Below are 23,522 nucleotides of genomic sequence, written 5' to 3'. Positions count from 1 at the left end.
CCATAGCGCAATCAGGGACGGCGCGCCGCCATCGGCTTATATGCTGACGTGCCAGTGCGTGGACCAGGCGGCCCGCAGCGCATCAGGCGCGTTTTCCAGCACCACTTCGCTGGCGCCCTGCCAGGCGGCGAAGCGGTTAATGGCTTTATGCACATCGGCGAGAAACTGCTGGCTCACGCGCACGCCGGGCTCCAGCCAGAAGGCCCGCAGAATCAGGCGCTGCGCCTGGCGATCCATTTTGGCATCGACGCGCCCTTTCAGTGCGCCGCGGTGCAGCAGCGGCAGGACAAAATAGCCGTATTTGCGTTTGTGCTCTGGCGTGTAGCACTCGATGCGGTAGTCAAAATTAAACAACTCAAGCGCGCGGCGGCGATCCCATACCACTGGATCAAACGGTGACAGCAGCGCGCTGTGTGTGGCGCCCTGCGGCTGCGCCAACTGCGGCAGCAGCGTATGGTGCAGCCACATCTCGCCCAGTTGCTCAACCTCAACGCGCTGAATCACTCCCTGCTCAGCGGCCTGCGCCAGCCAGAGTGCAATGGGCGCGCGTTTCAGCCGGTAGTAATCGGCCAGCCAGCTGGCGCGGAAAATGCCGAGGCTGCGCGCGCTGTGCTCCAGCATCTGCATCACCGCCTCGTTCTCGCTCAGCGCATGCTGCTCGTCGCGCCAGTGCGGCATCACCCGGCTACGCAGATCGTAGACGCGCTGGAAGTTACGGCGCTCGACAACCATCAGCTCACCGGCGCTAAACAGGTTCTCCAGATGTCGCTTGTGCGGCTTCCACGCCCACCAGCCGGGTTTGGTGTGCTTATCGCTGGCAAAATCAGCGGCGCGAACCGGACCGGTGGCGGCGATATGTTGCAGCAGATCGGCGATCTCCTGCTGATGCTGATCCACCCATTGCTGATTGTATTTCCAGCCCAGGCGCTGCGGTGCCAGCATGCGGTGACGCAGCAGCGGATAATCTTCAAAAGGGATAAAACAGGCTTCATGCGCCCAGTATTCAAACAGTGCGCCCGCCGCCAGCGTTTGCTCCAGCCACTCAGCAGGAAAAGCGCCCAGGCGGCTGAACAGCACCAGATACGGACTGCGCGCGACCACATTAATGGTATCGATTTGCAGCAGCGACATCTGCCGCACACAGGCGTGAATATCAGCAAAACGCGCCTGACGGCGCGGCGGACGTAGCAGGCCCTGGGCAGAGAGGTGCAGGTTGCGGGCGGTTTGCAGAGAGAGGGAATGCGTGCTGGTCATTACGTCGTCCCTTTGAATGGTTAGCGCGACCGGGCGTCGCGCGCAGCCGTACAGAGTTGCGTCAGATCGGCCAGCAATGCGGCCAGCGGCGCGCCCGCCAGATGCGCATCCACCGGCAGATACCACCAGTTAGCGCGGGCAAAATGGCGGCATTTGACCGCATCTTTTTCCGTCATCAGCAGGCACTGTGCATCCTGAGTCAGGCTGCGTAACTCTTCTTCGCTATAAGCGTGGTGATCGGCAAAGGCAATCTCTGCCACCGGCTGCACGCCCTGCTGCTGTAGCGTAGTGAAGAAACGCGGCGGATGACCGATGCCGGCCATCGCGACAATTGGCGGCAGCTGCGTCAGCGCAGCCTGTTCGCCGGTCAGCAGATTGACCGCCAGACCCGGCTGCAGCGTCATGGCGATCTCGCCAGCCTGCGCGCTGCCCCCGTTGACTACCACGGCATCAACCTGCTCCAGCCGCGATGCGCGTTCACGCATCGGTCCGGCCGGTAACCACCAGCCGTTGCCAAAGCGACGCACGCCATCCACCACCACGATTTCGCGATCGCGCTCTAACGCGTAGTGCTGCAAGCCATCATCCGTCACAATCACATCCAGCGGATGCGCCGCCAGCAGGGCCTCGATTGCCAGCCGGCGCTGCGGTGCCACTGCCACCGGCACCTGGGTGCGCTGGGCGATCAGCACCGGTTCATCACCAGCCTGTTCCGTCGCGCTATCCTGATTGACCAGCAGCGGATAGCGTTCCGCTTTACCGCCGTAACCGCGCGACACCACACCCGGACGCAGCCCCTGCTGTTGCAGCGCCTGCACCAGCCAAATCACCAGCGGTGTTTTACCGTTGCCCCCTGCGGTCAGGTTGCCAACGACAATGACCGGACAGGGCGCGCGCCAGCGGGTACGCCAGCCGCGCTGATAGCTCAGGCGAATCAGCAAGGTAATGGCGCCATACAGCAGACTCAGCGGCCACAACAGCAGCCACAGCGGCGAGCGTCCGCTCCAGATACGTTCAATCATTGACCGAACTGCAGTTTGTGCAGCTGCGCGTAAGCGCCTTTCTGCGCCAGCAGCACCTCATGGGTGCCGCGTTCCACGATTCGTCCATCCTCGACCACCACGATTTCGTCGGCCTTTTCAATGGTGGAGAGACGGTGCGCAATCACCAGCGACGTGCGGTTCTTCTGCAACTCGTCCAGCGCCGACTGGATGGCGCGTTCGGATTCGGTATCCAGCGCCGAAGTGGCTTCGTCGAGAATCAAAATCGGGCAGTCACGCAGCAGCGCACGGGCAATGGCAATACGCTGACGCTGGCCGCCAGACAGCAGCACGCCGTTTTCACCAATGACCGTATCGAGACCGTTATCCATCTTGTTGATGAAGTCCATGGCGTGCGCCATGGTCGCCGCCTGCTCGATTTGCTCGCGGGTGTATTCACCGTTGCGCGCATAAGCGATGTTATTGGCGATAGTGTCATTGAACAGATGGACATTCTGCGAGACCAGCGCCACCTGATTACGCAGCGAGCGCAGGGTGTATTCCCGCAGGTCGTGGCCATCCAGCAGAATCTCGCCCTCGTTGATATCGTAAAAACGCGTCAGCAGGCTGGCCATGGTGGATTTACCCGAGCCGGAACGGCCCACCAGCGCCACGGTTTTACCCGCGGGCAGCGTGAGATTAATATCACGCAGCGCCGGAATGTCGCGGCCCGGATAGGTAAAGGTCACGTTGCGGAATTCAACGTCCCCTTTCGCACGCGTGATTTCGCGCTTGCCGTTGTCGATCTCCTGCTCGCTATCCAGAATAGTGAATAGCGTCTGACAGGCCGCCATGCCGCGCTGGAACTGGGCATTGACGTTGGTCAGCGATTTCAGCGGGCGCATCAGGGCGATCATCGACGAGAACACCACGGTGATGGTACCGGCAGTGAGGGTATCCATCACGCTCGGGAAGCTGGCCGCATACAGCACAAAAGCCAGCGCCAGCGACGCGATCAGCTGGATTACCGGATCGGAAATCGAAGAGGCCGAAACCAGTTTCATCCCCTGCTGGCGCATTTTGTTGCTCACCTGCGAGAAACGCTCAGCTTCTACTTCCTGTCCGCCAAAAATCAGTACTTCTTTGTGCCCTTTCAGCATCTGCTCAGCACTGGTGGTTACCTGCCCCATGGTGTTCTGCATATTTTTACTGATGCTGCGGAAACGCTTGGATACGGTGCGGATGGCAAAAGAGACCAGCGGCGCCAGCAGGATCAGAATCAGTGAAAGCTGCCAGCTGTAGTAGAACATCATGATGAACAGGCCAATGATCGATGCGCCTTCGCGTACCACCGTCACCAGCGCGCTGGAGGAGGAAGAGGCCACCTGTTCAGAATCGTAGGTAATCCGCGACAGCAGCGTACCGGTTGACTGCTGATCGAAGAACGCAACCGGCATGCCCATCATGTGGCCGAACAAGCGACGACGCATATTCATCACCACATTGCCGGAGACCCATGAGATACAGTAACTGGAGATATAACTGGTTACGCCGCGGATCAGCATCAGGCCGATGACCGCCAGCGGCATCCACAGCAGAACGGATTTGTCGGCTTTGCCGAAACCATCATCCAGTAAAGGTTTCAACAGGGAGAGCATTAGGGTGTCGCCTGCCGCATTGAGTATCAGCGCAACGGCGGACACAATCAGGCCAGCCTTGTGCGGTGCAATCATCGGCCAGAGTCGGCGAAATGTCTGCCACGTTGAGAGGTCTTTGTCTTGATGCATTATTTATTCACGCTGTTTGAAATAGCCGCTCATTCTACCTGGAATCGCGTTTGACGCCAAACCACTGATGATACCAGCGGGGGATTATTTGCTCTCTTAACCCCTTAATCTGCCAGCGACCCTGCCGTATCGCGATGTGAATCTGGCCTGATTGCGCAGTGTCATACCAGCGATAGCCCTGCTCGCGGTAACGCTGGACCACGGCGATGGCGGGCATACGCCAGGCGTTATAGCGCGCCAGCGAAGCCAGCGCCGCCTGCCCGGCAACACTCCGTAACAGTAAAGGGCCGGAGGAGCTCCGGCTGCCATGATGGGGCACCTGGATAACCGTAGATTGTAAGCCGCCCTTTTCCAGGGCGACCAGCTTGCGCTCCGCCTCCAGCTCAATGTCCCCGGTCAGTAACAGGCTAAACTGACCATCATCCACGCGCACTACGCAGGAGTCGTTATTTTGCCCGGCAGTCTGCGCGCGCGGCGGCCATAGCGCGTGAAAGTGCAAACGCCCCCACTGCCACTGCTGGCCGCGATAGCACGGCAGATGCCCGGGCTCGCCGAGCGCGCTGCGAACCCGCAGACCAGGCCGCGCCTGTTGCAGCGCGGCTAATCCACCACGGTGATCGAGATGCTTGTGGCTCAGGATCACCCCTTGCAGTTGGCGCCCGGTGTAGTGCAGCCAGGGTAACAGAATGCGCCCGCCTGCATTGTCCTCTGCCCAGCCGGGTCCGCTGTCATACAGCATCACCTCATCTCCCTGGCTGATCGCCACCGCCAGACCATGTCCGACATCGATCATGTCAATCTGCCAGTCGTCCTGCTGGGCATTACTGCGCCAGAACCACAGCGAGAGCAACAGCGCGCAGCAGGGCATCAGCGCCTTCGCGAGCAAGCCGCTGCGCCACAGCGCCAGCCCGGCCCAGAGCAGCAGCACCGCCGGCAGCGTATCGCTCCAGCGCCACCAGCCGGCGGGCAGCCACGCCAGCCCATGCATCACCAGGCTGACCGACAGATCGGCCAGCTGCCATAGCGGAACGGCGATTGCAGGCAGCGGCAACAGCATCGCCAGCAGAATCAACGGCACGGTAATCAGCGACACCACCGGCACCGCCAGCAGGTTGGCCACTAGCGCGCTCAGGCTGAGCCCGTGGAACAGAAAGATCTGCAGCGGCGCCATCAGAATCATCATGCCCAATTGCAGGTGCAGCAGTCGCAGCATGAGCCAGCGACGCGACTGGCGGAAACGTGGCGGCAGAGGAAACCACTGAAACCACAGTATCAGCATCGCCACGGCCAGCGCCGACAGCCAGAAGCTTTCTGACAGCACCGTCAGCGGATCAAGCCATAACAAACTCCCTACGCAGAGCGTCCACACCTGCCAGTTGCTTAGCTGCCAGCCAGCTATACGCGTCGCCAGCCACAGCGTCAACGCCAGCATCGCGCGCTGTGCCGGCGGATGACTGCCGGAGATCCAGCAATAGGCTGCCGCTGTTAACCCGCTGATCAGCAGCGGCATCAGATAGCCGATTTGCCTGGCAGGTAACACTAACTGGATGACGCGCGCCAGTAGCCAGCCTACGCTGGCCGCCAGCGCGATATGCATGCCGGAGATGGCCATCAGGTGCGCGGTACCGGTTTCGCGCAGCAAGGCTCGCTGGGCCGGGGTCATCGCGTCACGCACGCCAAAGGCCAGTGCCTGTATTATTGCGGGCTGCGTTAACCCGGTGAAACGCGCCAGGTGATGATCGATAAAACGCGTCCGCCAGCTGCAGCGCAGAGACTCAGCCTGCTGGCTGACAATACGCCCCTGCAGCGCGCTGTGGTTAGCAATGGCAAAACGCTGCAGATCAAATTCGCCCTCGTTGAGCCGGGCGTGCACCGCGCGTAGCCGCAGCTGCATCTGCCAGCGCTGTCCCGCACACCAGGCGACCTCATCGCTGACATTACGCAGCGTGACAAACAACGGTGGAAAGACGTAGCGGTCACCTGCCCGGATTACCTGCGCCGTGAGCTGGTTCTTCGCGGGATTCACTGCAGTTATCTGAAGCGTGGCCGCCACCGGTGCCATGGTCAGTTGCTCGAGGGTATCGACCGTCTGACGCGCCTCGATCAGTGCCCAGCTCAACAGCAGCAAGCCCAGTCCGGCGTAGCGCAAAAGCATTACTGATGTACACGCCAGCAACAGTGCGCTTATTAACAGCAGCACAATGGTGCTGTAAGCAGGGATGTGCGGCAGCATACCCAGCGGCAGCGCCGCGAGGAGCATCATTCTGGCTACCACTATTATTGTCACGCGCACGCCCTCTTCTGTCATTGCCGCGGATTGTGCGCGCTGGCAGAGGCAAAAGCATGTGGCTAAATGTCGATTTCAGAGAGGGATTACGCGCAGTTTATGGTGGTTGCAGGAAATGAACAGCAACATGGAAGCAGGATCGCAAACCTGAACGCGAGGCAAAAAAAAACGACACCTGCAGGTGTCGTTTTTATCGTTCGGTAACGGCTTAGCCGTAGATATTTGCACGGTCACGCAATTCTTTGCCTGGCTTGAAGTGGGGAACGTATTTACCTTCCAGTTCCACTTTGTCACCCGTTTTCGGGTTACGACCAGTGCGCGGTGCGCGGTAGTGCAAAGAAAAGCTGCCGAATCCCCGGATTTCAATGCGCTCGCCCTGGGCCAGCGTAGTGGCCATGTGCTCGAGCATCTCTTTGACCGCATCCTCAACGACTTTCGCCGGGATATGAGTATGCTGGCCAGCAAGTCTTTCAATCAGTTCTGACTTGGTCATGTAACCTCCGGTTAATCCCTGTTTGGAAAGGTATGACAGCTTTTACCGAAACCGGACGATTTTCACCGTCCGGTGCTTCGGGTCGATTACTCGCCTTTAGCCGCTTTGAACGCTTCAGCCATTGCGTTAGAGAAGTTGCCATCTTCCTGTTTGGTGTTAACAGTGTTGATAGCTTCTTTCTCGTCAGCCTGGTCTTTAGCACGAACAGACAGGCTCACAACGCGGTTCTTACGGTCAACGCCGGTGAATTTCGCTTCAACGTCGTCGCCTACGCTCAGAACCTGAGTGGCGTCTTCGATGCGGTCCAGAGAAGCTTCAGAAGCGCGCAGGTAACCTTCTACGCCGTCAGCTAATTCTACTGTAGCACCTTTAGCGTCAACTGCAGTGACTTTACCCGTCACGATTGCGCCTTTCTTGTTCAGGGTGATGTAGTTGTTGAATGGATCTTCAGCCAGCTGCTTCACGCCCAGAGAAATACGCTCACGCTCTGCGTCAACCTGCAGTACAACGGCAGCGATTTCGTCGCCTTTCTTGTACTCACGAACGGCTTCTTCGCCAGTCGCGTTCCAGGAGATGTCAGACAGGTGAACCAGACCGTCGATGCCACCGTCCAGGCCGATGAAGATACCGAAGTCAGTGATTGACTTGATTTTACCTTCAACGCGATCGCCTTTGTTGTGGGTCTCTGCGAACTGCTGCCATGGGTTAGATTTGCACTGCTTCAGACCCAGGGAGATACGACGACGCTCTTCGTCGATGTCCAGAACCATAACTTCAACCACATCACCTACGTTGACAACTTTAGATGGGTGGATGTTTTTGTTGGTCCAGTCCATTTCAGACACGTGTACCAGGCCTTCAACGCCTTCTTCGATTTCAACGAAGCAGCCGTAGTCAGTCAGGTTGGTCACGCGACCGGTCAGTTTGGTACCTTCCGGATAACGCTTAGCGATAGCAACCCATGGATCTTCGCCCAGCTGTTTCAGGCCCAGAGATACACGAGTACGCTCGCGGTCGAACTTCAGCACTTTAACAGTGATTTCGTCGCCCACGTTGACGATTTCGCTTGGATGCTTAACGCGCTTCCACGCCATATCGGTGATGTGCAGCAGGCCGTCAACGCCACCCAGGTCAACGAATGCGCCGTAGTCAGTGAGGTTCTTAACGATACCTTTGACTTCCATGCCTTCCTGCAGGTTTTCCAGCAGCTGATCACGCTCAGCGCTGTTTTCAGATTCGATAACCGCGCGGCGAGAAACCACGACGTTGTTACGCTTCTGATCAAGCTTGATTACTTTGAATTCAAGCTCTTTGCCTTCCAGGTGCAGGGTGTCGCGGACCGGACGAACGTCAACCAGTGAACCTGGCAGGAACGCACGAATACCGTTCAGCTCAACTGTGAAGCCACCTTTAACTTTGCCGTTGATAACACCGGTAACAGTTTCAGCGTCTTCGTAAGCTTTTTCCAGCGTGATCCAAGCTTCGTGACGTTTAGCTTTCTCACGGGACAGCAGGGTTTCACCGAAGCCGTCTTCTACTGCATCCAGAGCAACGTCAACTTCGTCGCCCACCTGGATTTCCAGTTCGCCGGCTGCGTTCTTGAACTGTTCTGCAGGGATAGCAGATTCAGATTTCAGACCCGCATCAACCAGCACGACGTCTTTGTCGATAGCAACAACGACGCCACGAACGATGGAACCCGGACGGGTTTCGATTTCTTTCAGGGACTCTTCAAAGAGTTGAGCAAAAGATTCAGTCATATTGATAATCTTAGGATTCTTCAATTTAACGTCCACCTGACGTCATTGTCGGATGGGGTTGTTTCACATGCCCTGCACCGCTTCCCTGGCACAGGGTTACTACAATTCGGTCGCCGAAAAGATTAAATGCCCAGCTTCTGGCGGGCATAATCTAGTGCCTTTTCAATCACTTGCTCAATGGTCATGCTGGTTGAATCCAGCACCAGAGCATCAGCGGCTGGCACTAAAGGCGCGATGGCGCGGTTACGATCGCGGTCGTCGCGTTCCTTTATCTCGGATAAAAGGCGATCAAAGTTAACACTAAAGCCCTTTTCCTGCAACTGTAGCATACGGCGATGCGCACGCTCTTCGGAGCTGGCATCGAGGAAAATTTTAACGGGCGCGTCCGGGAAAACTACGGTGCCCATATCACGTCCATCGGCGATTAAACCCGGCTCCTCGCGGAAAGCACGCTGTCGGCGCAGCAAGGCTTCACGCACGCGCGGAAATGCCGCCACGCGCGACGCCGTATTGCTCACTTCCTGGGTGCGGATTTCGCCGGTGACATCCTCACCTTCCAGCACTACCTGCATTTCACCGTCTACCGACAGAAAACGCACGTCAAGGTGCGCCGCCATAGGCACCAGCGCTTCTTCCGACTCGATATCCACCTGATGATGCAGCGCGGCCAGAGCCAGTACGCGATAAATAGCCCCTGAATCCAGCAGGTGCCACTGCAACGACTCCGCCATCGCTTTACATAAAGTCCCTTTACCCGCGCCGCTTGGGCCATCAATGGTAATTACCGGGGCGATTGCCGTCATTGTTCTCTCCTGTTGCTGCGTGCTGATGATCAGCCTTCTTGGCTGTCTGGATTGCGCGGCATTATACGCTGCCCGCGTCCGCTTGGTTACCCTTTAGCGTAGACAGCGCCAGAAATTTCGACAGTTTAAGAACAATTTCCCGCCAGTGAGGCCAGCAGAGGGTTCAGAAGCCCGGCACAGCGGTACCGGGCGGGCGGATTAGGATGCGTGGCTGATTTTTGCCAGCTGCTGGAAGTAATCCGGGAAGGTTTTCGCCGTACAGCCGGGATCGAGAATAGTTACCGGCGTGTCGGACAGCGCAACCAGCGAGAAACACATCGCCATACGGTGATCGTTGTACGTGCCGATATCAGCGTGCTGTAACTGCGCAGGCGGTGTGACGCGAATAAAATCGTGCCCCTCTTCCACTTCCGCCCCGACTTTACGCAACTCGGTCGCCATGGCCGCCAGGCGATCGGTCTCCTTTACGCGCCAGTTATAGATGTTGCGCATCAGCGTGGTGCCTTCAGCAAACAGCGCGGTGGTAGCGATTGTCATTGCCGCATCCGGAATATGGTTCATGTCCATATCAATGGCGTTCAGCGCACCGCGCGTGCAGGCAATATAATCGTCGCCCCACTCGATCACCGCTCCCATCTTCTCCAGCACGTCGGCAAAACGGATGTCGCCCTGCACACTGTTGCGGCCAATCCCGGTAACCCGCACCGTACCGCCGCGAATTGCCGCCGCGGCAAGGAAATAGGACGCTGACGACGCATCGCCTTCCACCAGATAATCACCCGGCGACTGATACTGCTGCTGACCTTTCACCACAAAGCGCTGATAGTGCTGATTATCAACGTCCACGCCAAAGCAACGCATCAGGTGCAGAGTGATATCAATGTAGGGTTTGGAAACCAGCTCGCCTTTGATGGTGATCGTGGTGTCGTTCTGTGCCAGCGGCGCGGTCATCAGCAGCGCCGTCAGGAACTGGCTGGAAACGCTGCCATCGACACTGACTTCGCCGCCGGTAAATCCGCCGTTCAGACGCAGCGGCGGATAGTCGGTTTGTTCGAGGTAATCAATGCGCGCGCCGCCCTGCCGTAACGCATCGACCAGATGGCCGATCGGACGCTCTTTCATGCGCGGTTCGCCAGTCAGCACCACCGACTGCTCGCCGAGGCACAGTGCGGCCGCCAGCGGACGCATCGCGGTTCCGGCATTGCCCAGGAACAATTCCAGCGGCTGATCGGCACGCAGCGGTCCACCATTGCCGACCACTTCACACACGGTGCGATCGGCTGACAGGGTATAGCTGACGCCCAGCGCCTGCAGCGCATTAAGCATGTGTTTAACATCATCGCTGTCGAGCAGGTTGGTCAGACGTGTGGTGCCGTTCGCCAGCGCGGCCAGTAACAGGGCGCGGTTTGATACGCTTTTTGAGCCCGGTAAGTTTACCGTGCCGTCAACGCGGGCAATCGGCTGTAAAGTCAGGGAGTCCTGCATGTGAAACCAAATCTCCAGAAATACGAGACCCTGTCCAGTGACAGGGTCTGATGCCAGCCGGGCAGGCTGGCACTAAAAAAGATAATTAACCGTGACGACGTTCGAAGTCGACCATGAATTCGGTCAGCGCTTTAACGCCTTCCAGCGGCATCGCATTGTAGATCGAGGCACGCATGCCGCCAACCACACGGTGCCCCTTCAGCGCATGCAGGCCCGCCTTCAGTGATTCTTCAAGGAACACCTTATCCAGCGCAGCATCGGCCAGCTGGAAAGGCACGTTCATCCGGGAACGGTTTTCACTGGCGACGTCGTTACGGTAGAAGCTGCTGCTATCAATCACGCCGTACAGCAGATCGGCTTTCGCCTGATTAACCTTATCCATCTCCGCTACACCGCCCTTCTCTTTCAGCCATTTGAACACCAGGCCGGAGAGATACCAGGCAAACGTCGGCGGCGTGTTAAACATCGAATCGTTTTCGGCCAGCACTTTGTAGTCGAGAATGGAGGGCACCCAGCGCTGCGCTTTGCCCAGCAGGTCATCACGCACTACCACCAGCGTCAGGCCAGCGGGACCGATGTTCTTCTGCGCGCCGGCATAAATCACGCCGTAGCGGCTGATGTCGAGCGGGCGGGACAGGATGGTCGAAGAGAGATCGGCCACCACCACTTTATCGCCGAAGTCTGGCTCTTCATCGATGGCAATCCCGTCGATGGTTTCATTCGGGCAGAAATGCACATAAGCAGCATCTTCGCTGAGCTGCCATTCACGCATCGGTAACAGTGCGCGTTTACCCTCACGGGTGGTTTTGATGTCAATGGCGTTCGGCGAGCAGAATTTTTCTGCTTCTTTAATAGCGCTGTGCGCCCAGTAGCCGCCATCGATGTAATCCGCGCGGCTGGCATCGCCCAGCAGATTGCCCGGGATTGCCGCGAACTGCGCACGCGCGCCGCCATGGCAGAATAATACTTTGTAGTTGGCCGGGATTTTCAGCAGATCGCGAAAATCCTGCTCCGCCGCTTCCGCGACTTCAATAAACTCTTTGCTGCGGTGACTGATTTCCATCACCGAGGTGCCTAAGCCATGCCAGTTTGTCAGTTCTTGTTCTGCACGACGAAGCACTTCCACCGGCAGCATTGCCGGTCCGGAGCTAAAATTATAAACCTGCGCCATTTCCCCTCACCATTGTCATATCGAACGGTTATGAATACCCCATCGGTTTTATCATTGCCTCCGGATGGCTGCAATCATTTATCCGGCAGCGATCACATTTCCAGAGCCCGCTCCACCGCAGCTTATGTCACAAATGTAATAAGCCACGGAATTTTGTGAGGCAGTGCGGTGAAGTAAAATCAGACAGCTGCCAGAGCGCGAAAAAGCCGTAACAATGCGTTGAGAAATTTGGCGGAGCAATAGCGAAGCAGGCGCAAAACCCGTATTATTGCGCGCTTTACGCCCAACCATCGACTTGAGAGAGCGCCACCATGACGCAAACGTTTATTCCAGGTAAAGACGCCGCACTGGAAGACTCCATCGCACGCTTCCAGCAGAAACTGCAGGATCTGGGTTTCAACATTGAAGAAGCTTCCTGGCTGAACCCGGTGCCGCACGTCTGGTCAGTGCACATTCGCGACCGCGACTGCCCGCTCTGTTTTACTAACGGTAAAGGCGCCAGTAAAAAAGCGGCGCTGGCCTCAGCGCTGGGCGAATATTTTGAGCGCCTCTCAACCAACTACTTCTTTGCCGATTTCTGGCTGGGCGAAACCATCGCTAACGGCGACTTCGTGCACTACCCGAACGAGAAATGGTTCCCGCTGACCGACGATGACAGCCTGCCGGAAGGCATTCTGGATGCACGCCTGCGTAAGTTTTACGATCCGGAACAGAGCCTGAGCGCGTCCGACCTGGTGGATCTGCAGTCTGGTAATGCCGATCGCGGTATCTGCGGCCTGCCATTTACCCGCCAGTCCGATCAGCAAACCGTTTATATTCCGATGAACATCATCGGCAACCTGTATGTGTCTAACGGCATGTCCGCTGGCAACACCGCCAATGAAGCGCGCGTACAGGGCTTATCCGAAGTGTTTGAGCGCCATATTAAAAACCGCATTATCGCGGAATCCATCAGCCTGCCGGAAATTCCTGAAGCGGTGATGCAGCGCTATCCTGGCGTGGTGGAGGCCATCAATCGTCTTGAAGCGGAAGGTTTCCCGATTTTCTCCTATGACGCTTCGCTGGGCGGCAACTATCCGGTGATCTGTGTGGTGCTGTTCAACCCGGCTAACGGCACCTGCTTTGCCTCTTTTGGTGCCCATCCGGACTTTGGTGTCGCGCTGGAACGTACCGTCACCGAACTGCTGCAGGGCCGCGGCCTGAAAGATCTCGACGTGTTTACCCCGCCCACCTTCGATGATGAAGAAGTGGCCGAACACGCTAACCTTGAAACCCACTTCATTGATTCCAGCGGTCTGATCTCCTGGGATATGTTCAAAGACGATGCCGACTATCCCTTTGTCGACTGGAGCTTTGCCGGCGCCACCCATGAAGAGTTCGATACGCTGATGGCGATCTTCCGTGCGGAAGATAAAGAAGTGTATATCGCCGACTACGAACATCTGGACGTTTACGCCTGCCGCATTATCGTACCGGGCATGTCTGATATTTACCCTGCCGAAGACCTGCTGCTGGCGAATAACAACATGGGAGCATCACTGCGTGAAACGCTGTTGTCCCTGCCGGCAACCCAGTGGCAACCCGAGGAGTATCTGGCTCTGATCGAACAGCTGGATGAAGAAGGTCATGATGACTTCACCCGCGTGCGTGAACTGCTGGGGCTGGCGACCGGCAAAGATAACGGCTGGTTCACGCTGCGTATTGGCGAGCTGAAAGCGATGCTGGCGCTGGCCGGTGGCGATCTGGATCAGGCGTTGATCTGGACGGAATGGACCATGGAATTCAACCAGTCGATCTTCAGCCCTGAGCGTGCCAACTACTATCGCTGCCTGCAGACTCTGCTGCTGCTGGCGATGGAAGAAGATCGCGATCCGCTGCAGTATCATCGCGCGTTTGTGCGCATGTATGGCGAAGCCGCCGTTGACGCCGCTTCGGCTGCCATCAGCGGTGAGGCACCATTCTACGGTCTGCAGGTGGTTGACCGCGATCTGCACGCGTTCCCGGCGCATCAGGCACTGCTGGCCGCGTATGAAAAATTACAGGCGGCAAAACGTCGTTACTGGTCTGCGAAATAAATCGGCGCATTTTGTCTGTGACGAAATAGCCTGAAAATTAACGGGCACTGGCAGTATCCAGTGCCCTTTTTTTATGCCGCTGAAAATTCATCGGGCGCAGAAAATAATAAATAACAATTCACTATCATTGATAAACAGTATTTAACAAAACAGCCCTTAAGCCTGCCGCACCTTCAACTTATTTTGCATAAATTAAAAATTATTTATTGAATAAATTTCAATAGCTTAATTGATTTTCCGGTCGTTTTGCGGCTTTGCTTAACCCTGCCGTTTCGGCAAATATGATCCACATCAACTCCTGACCTATACTCCTTTGTTAGTATCTTTACAGACAATTTCTGGAGAGCGTTAGTGTGAAAGCTGACAACCCTTTTAATTCATTATTACCGGCGGCGATGGCAAAAGTCGCAGAAGATGCCGGTGTCTATAAAGCGACGAAACATCCCTTAACCACCTTCTTTCTGGCTATCACTGCTGGCGTCTTTATTTCCATTGCCTTTGTGTTTTATATCACCGCCACCACCGGAAGCGGCACTATGCCGTACGGCATGGCCAAATTGATCGGTGGCATCTGCTTCTCACTGGGTTTGATGCTGGTTGTGGTCTGCGGCGCTGATTTGTTTACCTCAACGGTGCTGATTGTGGTGGCAAAAGCCAGCGGACGCATTACCTGGCTGCAACTGGGTCGTCACTGGCTCAATGTCTACGTTGGCAACCTGTGCGGCGCGCTGTTTTTTGTGGCGCTGATTTGGCTGGCCGGTGAGCATATGGTCGCAAATGGTGCCTGGGGATTGAATGTCTTACAGACCGCCGACCACAAAATGCATCATACGTTTATCGAAGCGGTAAGCCTCGGTACACTGGCTAACCTGATGGTGTGTCTGGCGGTGTGGATGAGCTACTCCGGCCGCAGCCTGCTCGACAAAATGGTAGCGATGATTTTACCGGTTGCGATGTTCGTAGCCAGCGGCTTTGAGCACAGCATCGCCAATATGTTCCTTATCCCGATGGCCATCATGATTCGCGATTTTGCCAGCCCGGAATTCTGGCAGATGACCGGTGCCAGCGCGGCGCAATTTCCTGCACTGGGCATTGGCGATTTTATTGTTAATAACCTGATTCCCGTAACCATCGGCAACATCATTGGCGGCGGTCTGTTAGTCGGGTTGACCTATTGGGTTATCTATCTGCGCGACGGTGAGTCCGCGCACTGAGTCATTAAGTACGGGCGTGCTGAGCAGCGCGCCATACGTTACAGTCTCCCTAAATAAGGCAGGTATATCATGTCCGAACTGAATGAAAAAATGGCGTCAGCCTGGGAAGGATTTAGCGCCGGTGAATGGCAGAATAGCGTCAACGTCCGTGACTTCATCCAAAAGAACTACACGCCGTATGAAGGTGACGAAGCATTCCTCGCCGGCGCGACGCCAGCCACCACCAAACTGTGGGACAGCGTGCTGGAAGGCATCAAAATTGAAAACCGTACCCATGCACCGGTTGATTTCGACACTGATTTAGCGTCTACCATCACCTCACACGATGCGGGCTATATTAACAAATCGCTGGAAACCATCGTTGGTCTGCAGACTGAAGCCCCGCTGAAACGCGCCATTATCCCGTTTGGCGGCATTAAAATGGTGGAAGGCTCCTGTAAAATTTACGGCCGCGAGCTGGACCCGGCGCTGAAGAAAGTTTTCACCGATTACCGCAAAACCCACAACCAGGGCGTGTTTGACGTTTACACCCCGGATATCCTGCGCTGCCGTAAATCAGGCGTGCTGACCGGTCTGCCAGATGCATACGGCCGCGGTCGTATTATCGGTGACTACCGTCGCGTCGCGCTGTACGGCATCGACTTCCTGATGAAAGACAAAGTGGCTCAGTTCAACTCACTGCAGAGTGACATGGAAAATGGCGTTGATCTCGAAGCCACCATTCGCCTGCGTGAAGAGATTTCTGAGCAGCACCGCGCACTGGGCCAGATCAAAGAGATGGCCGCCAAATATGGCTTTGATATCTCCCTGCCAGCCACCACCGCGCAGGAAGCAGTACAGTGGACCTACTTCGGTTACCTCGCAGCAGTGAAATCACAAAACGGTGCCGCGATGTCGTTTGGTCGCGTGTCCACCTTCCTCGACGTTTACATCGAGCGCGATATCAAAGCCGGTAAACTGAGCGAAGAGCAGGCGCAGGAGCTGATTGACCATCTGGTGATGAAATTGCGTATGGTGCGCTTCCTGCGTACGCCGGAATACGATGAGCTGTTCTCTGGCGACCCAATCTGGGCCACTGAATCACTGGCTGGTATGGGCGTTGACGGTCGTACGCTGGTGACGAAAAGCACCTTCCGCTTCCTGAACACGCTGTACACCATGGGTCCATCACCGGAACCAAACATGACCATCCTGTGGTCTGAGAAACTGCCGGTTAACTTCAAAAAGTATGCGGCAAAAGTCTCCATCGACACCTCATCGCTGCAGTATGAGAACGATGACCTGATGCGTCCGGACTTTGACAATGATGACTACGCCATCGCCTGCTGCGTGAGCCCGATGATTGTCGGTAAACAAATGCAGTTCTTCGGCGCACGTGCCAACCTGGCTAAAACACTGCTGTACGCAATCAACGGCGGTGTGGACGAGAAGCTGAAAATGCAGGTCGGCCCGAAAGAAGCGCCAATCACTGATGATGTGCTGGATTATGACACCGTGATGGCGCGTCTGGACCACTTCATGGACTGGCTGGCAAAACAGTACGTCACGTCACTCAACATCATCCACTACATGCATGATAAGTACAGTTATGAAGCCGCGCTGATGGCACTGCACGACCGTGACGTTTACCGTACCATGGCGTGTGGTATCGCAGGCCTGTCTGTCGCCGCGGACTCACTTTCAGCGATTAAATATGCCAAAGTGAAACCCGTACGTGACGCCGATGGTCTGGCAGTGGACTTCGAGATTGAAGGTGAATATCCGCAGTTCGGTAACAACGACCCGCGCGTGGATGATCTGGCCTGTGACCTGGTTGAACGTTTCATGAAGAAAATTCAGAAACTGCAGACCTACCGTAATGCGGTGCCAACGCAGTCGGTACTGACCATCACCTCCAACGTGGTATACGGTAAGAAAACCGGTAACACCCCGGATGGTCGCCGCTCCGGTGCGCCATTTGGACCAGGTGCCAACCCAATGCATGGCCGTGACCAGAAAGGTGCTGTCGCTTCACTGACTTCCGTGGCCAAACTGCCATTTGCCTACGCCAAAGACGGTATCTCTTATACCTTCTCTATCGTACCGAATGCGCTGGGCAAAGATGATAACGTGCGTAAAACCAACCTTGCTGGCCTGATGGATGGTTACTTCCATCACGAAGCCAGTATCGAGGGCGGCCAGCACCTGAACGTTAACGTCATGAACCGTGAAATGCTGCTGGATGCCATGGAGCACCCTGAGAAATATCCACAGCTGACCATCCGCGTTTCCGGTTATGCCGTACGTTTCAACTCGCTGACGAAAGAGCAGCAGCAGGATGTGATTACCCGTACCTTTACTCAGTCGCTGTAATCCTCCTCACTTTAATCGAAAGGCTCCTGCGGGAGCCTTTTCTCCACAAGCCTGTTTTGCCAGTCTGCTTTTGCAGGCAGTCTGGCAAAACCGACTTACATCCCCAGAGCACAACACAGATTGTGCCGCCTGCGCGCCAGGCTGAACCGGAGAATACATCGCAATGTCAACCATCGGTCGTATCCACTCGTTTGAATCCTGCGGCACCGTTGACGGTCCCGGCATCCGTTTTATCACCTTCTTCCAGGGCTGCCTGATGCGCTGCCTGTACTGCCACAACCGCGATACCTGGGACACTCACGGCGGTAAGGAGATCACCGTCGATGAGCTGATGAGGGATGTGCTGTCGTATCGCCACTTTATGAATGCGTCTGGTGGCGGCGTGACGGCATCCGGCGGTGAAGCCATTCTGCAGGCTGAATTTGTGCGCGACTGGTTTCGCGCCTGCCAGGCCGAGGGCATCCATACCTGCCTCGACACCAACGGCTTTGTGCGTCGTTACGATCCGGTGATCGATGAACTGCTTGATGCGACCGATCTGGTGATGCTCGACCTCAAGCAAATCAATGATGATATCCATGAGATTCTGGTCGGCGTGTCAAACCACCGCACGCTGGATTTCGCCCGCTATCTGCAAAAGCGCGGTAAAAGGACCTGGATTCGCTATGTGGTGGTGCCGGGTTATTCGGACGATGACGATTCGGTGCATCGCCTTGGTGAATTTACTAAAGACATGACTAACATAGAGAAAATCGAGCTGCTGCCTTATCACGAACTCGGCAAGCATAAATGGATTGCGATGGGTGAAGAGTACAAGCTGGAAGGCGTGAAGCCGCCAACGAAAGAGACCATGGAGCGGGTGAAAAATATTCTTGCCGGTTACGGCCACAACGTCATGTATTAAGACGGTTGGCCTGCAGCTGAAGCTTTACCGGTAAGAAACAGAGCGTTACCGCCGGGACATTTGCGACAGGTTGCGAATGTCCCGTTTAAGCACTGCCATCAGGCATGCGCCACCGGTGTTGCATGCTGATCGGCTTTACGCAGCAGCATCACCAGATAGACCAGCGCCACCACCGCAATCATCACAAACAGCAGGCGATCGGAATAGTTCTGCATCAGCATTGCGGTCATCCCCGGCCCGACCAGACTGCCAACGGTATAACTGAACAGCAGCGCCTGATTCATCGCCACCAGTTCATGATGCGCTACCGTTTCACACGCCCAGGACATCGCTACCGGATAAAGCGTAAAGCCAGCCAGCCCCAGCACAAACAGTGCCGGCGCCATTGCCGTTCCGCTCAGCATAGCAATCGCACCCAGAATCACCACGAACACCTGCACGCGCAGCACCATCAGGCGACCAAAGCGGTCGGCCAGACGCCCTACCGGCCACTGACCGACAATCCCGGCACTGACCAGCAGCGCCATCCAGTAACCCACGGTGGCATCGCTCATGCCCTGATGCGAAAGATAAAGCGGCATCAGGCCGTAGAGCGAACCGAGCACGATACCGGAGATAATGCAGCCGTTGATACCTAACCGCGAGCTGCGGCGGCGCAGCATGCTCCAGATACGCCCGGTTGAGGCTTCTTCAGTAGCCGCACCGGCGTTGACCTGCACAAACACCACGGGCAGCACGGCACAGACGATCAGCGCGCTCACCCAGGGAATGACGTGCAGCAGTTCTGTCGAGACACGGCTCACCAGCAGCTGACCGGCAACGGTGCCAAGATAGTAGATGATCATGTAAGCGGCCAGCAGCTGACCGCGATTGCGCACGGTACCGCTGCACAATAGTGCACTCTCAACCACCACCCAAATCAGTGCACAGCCTACGCCCGCGGTGAAGCGCAGCAGCGTCCAGCTGTAAAAGCCGTCCAGCAGCACCATGCCCATGGTTGCCAGCGCAAACAGTACGCTGGCAAGGTAAAAGCAGCGATTAAAGCCATAGCGATTAATCAACCAGCCCGCCAGCAAGGTGCCCAGTAAGTTGCCGGTGTAATAAGCAGAGCTCGCCATGCCCACCTGCCAGGTCGGCAGTTGATCGTGAGTGAGCCACAGCGGCACCAGCGTATTAAGCACAGCAATAGACACCGTCATCAGCATTAAGCCGCAAAGCAGCAGCAGGACGGGGCGCGACCAGGTTGACATAGGGAATAAAACCAAAAGAAATGAACAGATTTGCGCGCAGTTTGCCATTGACGATGGCAAAGTCAATGTGCAAAAAAACAGCGCCGCACATTTTGCTGCTGAACAATTTATTATTTTTATCTTCAGCGGGTTACAGGGCTTGAGAAAGGTCTTATATCTGAATCTATCTACATGAATTTATACATTTTTGATGGTTTGACGCGCAACGATGACGATAACGTTTATTTCTGATTAATTCCGGTTAAAAAATAATGGCTGACGCGCTTAAGAAATAAAAAACCCGGCCTGAGCCGGGTTTGTGCATGAATGCCTGTTAGCCGATATATTCCAGCCCGCCCATATACGGGCGCAGCACGTCCGGCACTGTAATACGACCATCCGCCTGCTGATAGTTTTCCAGCACGGCCACCAGCGTACGCCCCACCGCCAGGCCTGAACCATTCAGCGTGTGCACCAGACGCGGTTTTTTGTCCGTTTTGCTGCGGCAGCGAGCCTGCATGCGGCGCGCCTGGAAATCCCACATATTCGAGCAGGAGGAGATTTCACGGTAGGTGTCCTGCGCCGGCAGCCAGACTTCCAGGTCATAGGTTTTGGCTGAGCCGAAGCCCATGTCGCCGGTGCACAGCAGCACTTTACGGTACGGCAGGTTCAGCAGCTGCAGCACTTTCTCCGCATGGCCGACCAGCTCTTCCAGCGCGTCCATGGAGGTTTCCGGTGCGACGATCTGCACCATCTCCACTTTGTCGAACTGGTGCATACGGATCAAACCGCGCGTATCGCGTCCGTAAGAACCGGCTTCGGAACGGAAGCAAGGCGTGTGGGCAGTGAGTTTGATCGGCAGAGATTCCTCTTCAACGATCTCATCGCGCACCAGGTTAGTCAGCGGCACTTCGGCGGTCGGGATCAGCGCATAGTTGCTGCTGCCTGCTTCTTCGCCCAGCGGTTTGGTATGGAACAGATCCTCACCAAATTTTGGTAACTGACCGGTACCGTACAGCGTCTCGTGGTTCACCAGATATGGCACGTAAGTTTCCAGATAACCGTGCTGCTGGCTGTGCAGATCGATCATGAACTGGCTCAGCGCGCGATGCAGACGAGCAATCTGGCCCTGCATCACGATAAAGCGCGAACCGGTCAGTTTCACCGCCGAGGCGAAATCCAGCCCTTTGACCGCTTCACCCAGCTCCACATGGTCTTTCACCGGGAAATCGAATTGGCGCGGCTGGCCCCAGCGGCTCACTTCCTGGTTTTCGCTGTCATCTTTACCCAGCGGCACTTCGTCGGCCGGCAGGTTAGGCAGCGCAAGCGCAAAGTCACGAATTTCGTTCTGCAGGGTATCCAGCTCTGCTTTCGCCGCATCCAGGCGTTCGCCCAGCGCGTTCACTTCCTGACGCAGCGGCTCGATATCTTCCCCACGTGCTTTGGCCTGACCGATGGATTTGGAGCGGGAGTTACGCTCAGCCTGCAGGTTTTCAGTTTCTACCTGCAAAACCTTACGACGCTCTTCGAGGGAGCGCAGCGTATCCACATCCAGTTTAAATCCCCGGCGTGCCAGTTTTTCTGCGACTGCGTCTGGCTCATTACGCAGCAGATTGGGATCGAGCATGCTTATCCTGTGTAATAAAAGGTTGATTGAACGAATGGAGGGATGCATTCCACCGGAATGCATTGAAATCCTTGCTCACCTTACCGTAACGCGTTTATCAGCGGTAGCGTTTTATCGGGCTATTTTGATCCTGTTCAGCAAGCCAGGCGAGTTTTTCACCGATCTTGCTTTCAAGGCCACGATTGGTGGGTTGATAGTAGCGCGTCTGCGCCATTTCCGGCGGGAAAAACACCTCGCCGGCCGCATAGGCATTGGGTTCGTCATGCGCGTAACGGTACTCTTTGCCGAGGCCCATCTCTTTCATCAGCTTCGTCGGTGCATTACGCAGATGTTCCGGCACATCGTAATCCGGGAACTCACGCGCATCACGCATCGCCGCTTTGAAGGCGGTATAAACAGCATTGCTTTTTGGCGCACAGGCCAGATAAACAATTGCCTGGGCAATTGCACGTTCCCCTTCCGCAGGCCCGACGCGGGTAAAACAGTCCCACGCGGCAATTGCTACCTGCATGGCGCGCGGATCAGCATTACCGACATCTTCCGAAGCAATCGCCAGCAGCCGCCGCGCCACGTACAGCGGATCGCCACCGGCAGTGATGATGCGCGCGTACCAGTAAAGCGCCGCATCCGGGGCTGAACCACGAACCGATTTGTGCAGTGCCGAGATGAGATCGTAAAAGCGGTCGCCTTTGTTATCGAAACGCGCCGCGCGTTCACCCGATACTTCATTCAGCAGCTGTGGCGTTAGCTCCCGCTGTCCCTGCGCATTGAGCTCAGCCATATCGGCCATCATTTCCAGCGTATTCAGTGCGCGTCGTGCATCACCGTTGACCAGTTCAGCGATCATGCGCCGGGTATTGTCCGGTAACAGAATATCGCTGTCGCCGTAACCGCGTGTTTTATCCTGCATCGCCTGATCCAGCACCTGTTCGATATCCGCGCTGGTCAGCGATTTAAGCAGATAAACGCGGGCGCGCGACAGCAGTGCCGAGTTCAGTTCAAAGGAGGGATTTTCCGTGGTTGCGCCAATGAAGGTGATGGTGCCATCTTCAATGTGTGGCAGAAACGCATCCTGCTGGCTCTTGTTGAAGCGATGCACCTCATCAACAAACAGAATAGTGCGACGCCCCACCTGGCGGTTCTGCCGCGCGCGCTCAATGGCCTCGCGGATCTCTTTAACGCCGGAAGTCACCGCTGAAATGCGTTCGACGTCGGCTTTGCCGTAATGCGCAATAATCTCCGCCAGCGTGGTTTTACCGGTACCCGGCGGTCCCCATAAGATCATGGAGTGCAGCTGACCCGCCTCAATAGCGCGCGGCAACGGTTTACCGGCCGCGAGCAGATGCTGCTGACCAATATATTGCTGCAGCGTCGCTGGCCGCATACGCGCAGCCAGCGGTCTGAACTCATTTGACGGTGCAAAATCCAGCGACAGGTTACTCACCCTCACCTCACTGACGTTGATCGTCCACCGTTACCCCTTTTGGCGGCGTAAAGGTGAATTTATCCGGGCTGATAGCGCCGTTTTTCTGGCTCTTCAGCTGATAGCTGCTGCGCTGTCCATCCTGCTCGATCGCGCTGAACTGATTGATGGTGCCTGCGGAAGTGACATTGATGGTGAACTGTTTCAGGTTGCCATCGCTGCTTTTAGGCGTCAGCTCAAAATTATCACCCTGCTGCTTAATGTTGTACTGCTGCCAGTCAGAGGGCTGGTTACGCGCAATCAGCATAAACGGCGTGTTGCTGGTGGCATTCTGCAGCAGGCTTACGCTCGCCTGTTCCACAAAAGGATTATAGAACCACAGATTTTTACCGTCGGAGATAATCACGCTTTCGTCCGGTGCAGTCATGTGCCAGTTAAACAGGCTCGGACGTTTTACCCACAGTTCGCCTTCGCCGTCCTGCACATTTGCGCCGCTACCGTCAGTCACCTTCTGACTGAAGCTGGCATGGAAGCTGTTCACTTTATTAAGGCGCTGCTGCAGATCGCTGGAAGCATCCGCCAGGGCAGAAGAAGCAACAAAACCGGCCAGCAGGCCACAGGCAATAACGCGAAATTTCATCTGATACGATTCCTTATTCATGGTTTCCTGACACTTAC

General features: G+C 56.1%; 17 protein-coding genes. 4 read left to right on the top strand and 13 right to left on the bottom strand.

Going from position 1 to position 23,522, the window contains the following annotated elements:
• Positions 1 to 36: 36 nt before the first annotated feature.
• From F3J41_RS02800 to serC, 9 genes are all read right to left on the bottom strand, one after another.
• Positions 37 to 1,254, bottom strand: a complete 1,218-nt coding sequence (locus F3J41_RS02800; protein WP_166709877.1) for a winged helix-turn-helix domain-containing protein — start codon at positions 1,252 to 1,254, stop codon at positions 37 to 39.
• A 20-nt stretch (positions 1,255 to 1,274) separates the two neighbouring features.
• Positions 1,275 to 2,276 (bottom strand): tetraacyldisaccharide 4'-kinase, encoded by a 1,002-nt coding sequence (lpxK, locus tag F3J41_RS02795; RefSeq protein ID WP_166709875.1) that lies wholly within the window; start codon positions 2,274 to 2,276, stop codon positions 1,275 to 1,277.
• Positions 2,273 to 4,021, bottom strand: a complete 1,749-nt coding sequence (gene msbA, locus F3J41_RS02790) for a lipid A ABC transporter ATP-binding protein/permease MsbA (RefSeq protein ID WP_021508343.1) — start codon at positions 4,019 to 4,021, stop codon at positions 2,273 to 2,275. The genes lpxK and msbA overlap by 4 nt, the downstream gene beginning before the upstream one ends.
• A gap of 34 nt (positions 4,022 to 4,055) precedes the next feature.
• Positions 4,056 to 6,284 (bottom strand): DNA internalization-related competence protein ComEC/Rec2, encoded by a 2,229-nt coding sequence (locus F3J41_RS02785; protein WP_247656239.1) that lies wholly within the window; start codon positions 6,282 to 6,284, stop codon positions 4,056 to 4,058.
• A 232-nt stretch (positions 6,285 to 6,516) separates the two neighbouring features.
• The gene (gene ihfB, locus F3J41_RS02780) at positions 6,517 to 6,801 is read right to left on the bottom strand and encodes an integration host factor subunit beta (protein WP_010618275.1); all 285 of its coding nucleotides are present in this window, start codon (positions 6,799 to 6,801) and stop codon (positions 6,517 to 6,519) included.
• 86 nt (positions 6,802 to 6,887) lie between these two features.
• Positions 6,888 to 8,561: a 30S ribosomal protein S1 gene (gene rpsA, locus F3J41_RS02775; RefSeq protein ID WP_021508345.1), complete on the bottom strand. Its 1,674-nt coding sequence runs from the start codon at positions 8,559 to 8,561 to the stop codon at positions 6,888 to 6,890.
• A 122-nt stretch (positions 8,562 to 8,683) separates the two neighbouring features.
• On the bottom strand, positions 8,684 to 9,364 hold the full coding sequence (gene cmk / locus F3J41_RS02770) for a (d)CMP kinase (protein WP_021508346.1): 681 nt from the start codon (positions 9,362 to 9,364) through the stop codon (positions 8,684 to 8,686).
• Between the two features lie 198 nt (positions 9,365 to 9,562).
• Positions 9,563 to 10,849: a 3-phosphoshikimate 1-carboxyvinyltransferase gene (gene aroA, locus F3J41_RS02765; RefSeq protein WP_127833871.1), complete on the bottom strand. Its 1,287-nt coding sequence runs from the start codon at positions 10,847 to 10,849 to the stop codon at positions 9,563 to 9,565.
• A gap of 85 nt (positions 10,850 to 10,934) precedes the next feature.
• Positions 10,935 to 12,020 (bottom strand): 3-phosphoserine/phosphohydroxythreonine transaminase, encoded by a 1,086-nt coding sequence (gene serC / locus F3J41_RS02760; protein ID WP_127833870.1) that lies wholly within the window; start codon positions 12,018 to 12,020, stop codon positions 10,935 to 10,937.
• 311 nt (positions 12,021 to 12,331) lie between these two features.
• Between serC and ycaO the strand changes: the two genes are divergently transcribed.
• The 4 genes from ycaO (at position 12,332) to pflA (ending at position 18,565) form a co-directional block, all read left to right on the top strand.
• On the top strand, positions 12,332 to 14,095 hold the full coding sequence (gene ycaO, locus F3J41_RS02755; protein ID WP_058757764.1) for a 30S ribosomal protein S12 methylthiotransferase accessory factor YcaO: 1,764 nt from the start codon (positions 12,332 to 12,334) through the stop codon (positions 14,093 to 14,095).
• 353 nt (positions 14,096 to 14,448) lie between these two features.
• Complete coding sequence (gene focA / locus F3J41_RS02750) at positions 14,449 to 15,309, top strand: formate transporter FocA (protein ID WP_021508350.1); 861 nt, start codon at positions 14,449 to 14,451, stop codon at positions 15,307 to 15,309.
• Between the two features lie 69 nt (positions 15,310 to 15,378).
• Positions 15,379 to 17,661, top strand: a complete 2,283-nt coding sequence (pflB, locus tag F3J41_RS02745) for a formate C-acetyltransferase (RefSeq protein ID WP_058757765.1) — start codon at positions 15,379 to 15,381, stop codon at positions 17,659 to 17,661.
• A 163-nt stretch (positions 17,662 to 17,824) separates the two neighbouring features.
• Positions 17,825 to 18,565 carry a pyruvate formate lyase 1-activating protein gene (gene pflA / locus F3J41_RS02740; protein ID WP_058780812.1) on the top strand — a complete coding sequence of 247 codons (741 nt, stop codon included), beginning with the start codon at positions 17,825 to 17,827 and terminating at the stop codon, positions 18,563 to 18,565.
• A 98-nt stretch (positions 18,566 to 18,663) separates the two neighbouring features.
• Here pflA and F3J41_RS02735 read toward each other — a convergent pair whose 3' ends face one another.
• From F3J41_RS02735 to lolA, 4 genes are all read right to left on the bottom strand, one after another.
• On the bottom strand, positions 18,664 to 19,815 hold the full coding sequence (locus tag F3J41_RS02735) for an MFS transporter (protein ID WP_058769542.1): 1,152 nt from the start codon (positions 19,813 to 19,815) through the stop codon (positions 18,664 to 18,666).
• A gap of 313 nt (positions 19,816 to 20,128) precedes the next feature.
• Positions 20,129 to 21,421, bottom strand: coding sequence for a serine--tRNA ligase (serS, locus tag F3J41_RS02730; RefSeq protein WP_058757768.1), 1,293 nt, complete (start codon positions 21,419 to 21,421; stop codon positions 20,129 to 20,131).
• Between the two features lie 97 nt (positions 21,422 to 21,518).
• Positions 21,519 to 22,865: a replication-associated recombination protein A gene (locus F3J41_RS02725; protein ID WP_021508355.1), complete on the bottom strand. Its 1,347-nt coding sequence runs from the start codon at positions 22,863 to 22,865 to the stop codon at positions 21,519 to 21,521.
• Between the two features lie 7 nt (positions 22,866 to 22,872).
• Positions 22,873 to 23,484, bottom strand: a complete 612-nt coding sequence (gene lolA / locus F3J41_RS02720) for an outer membrane lipoprotein chaperone LolA (RefSeq protein WP_010618286.1) — start codon at positions 23,482 to 23,484, stop codon at positions 22,873 to 22,875.
• Positions 23,485 to 23,522 lie beyond the last annotated feature (38 nt).

This window comes from Pantoea sp. Ap-870 (assembly GCF_011752515.1).
Lineage (GTDB): Bacteria > Pseudomonadota > Gammaproteobacteria > Enterobacterales > Enterobacteriaceae > Pantoea > Pantoea dispersa.
The sequence above is the reverse complement of the archived record's forward strand: the minus strand, read 5'-3'. Positions and strand labels throughout refer to the sequence as shown.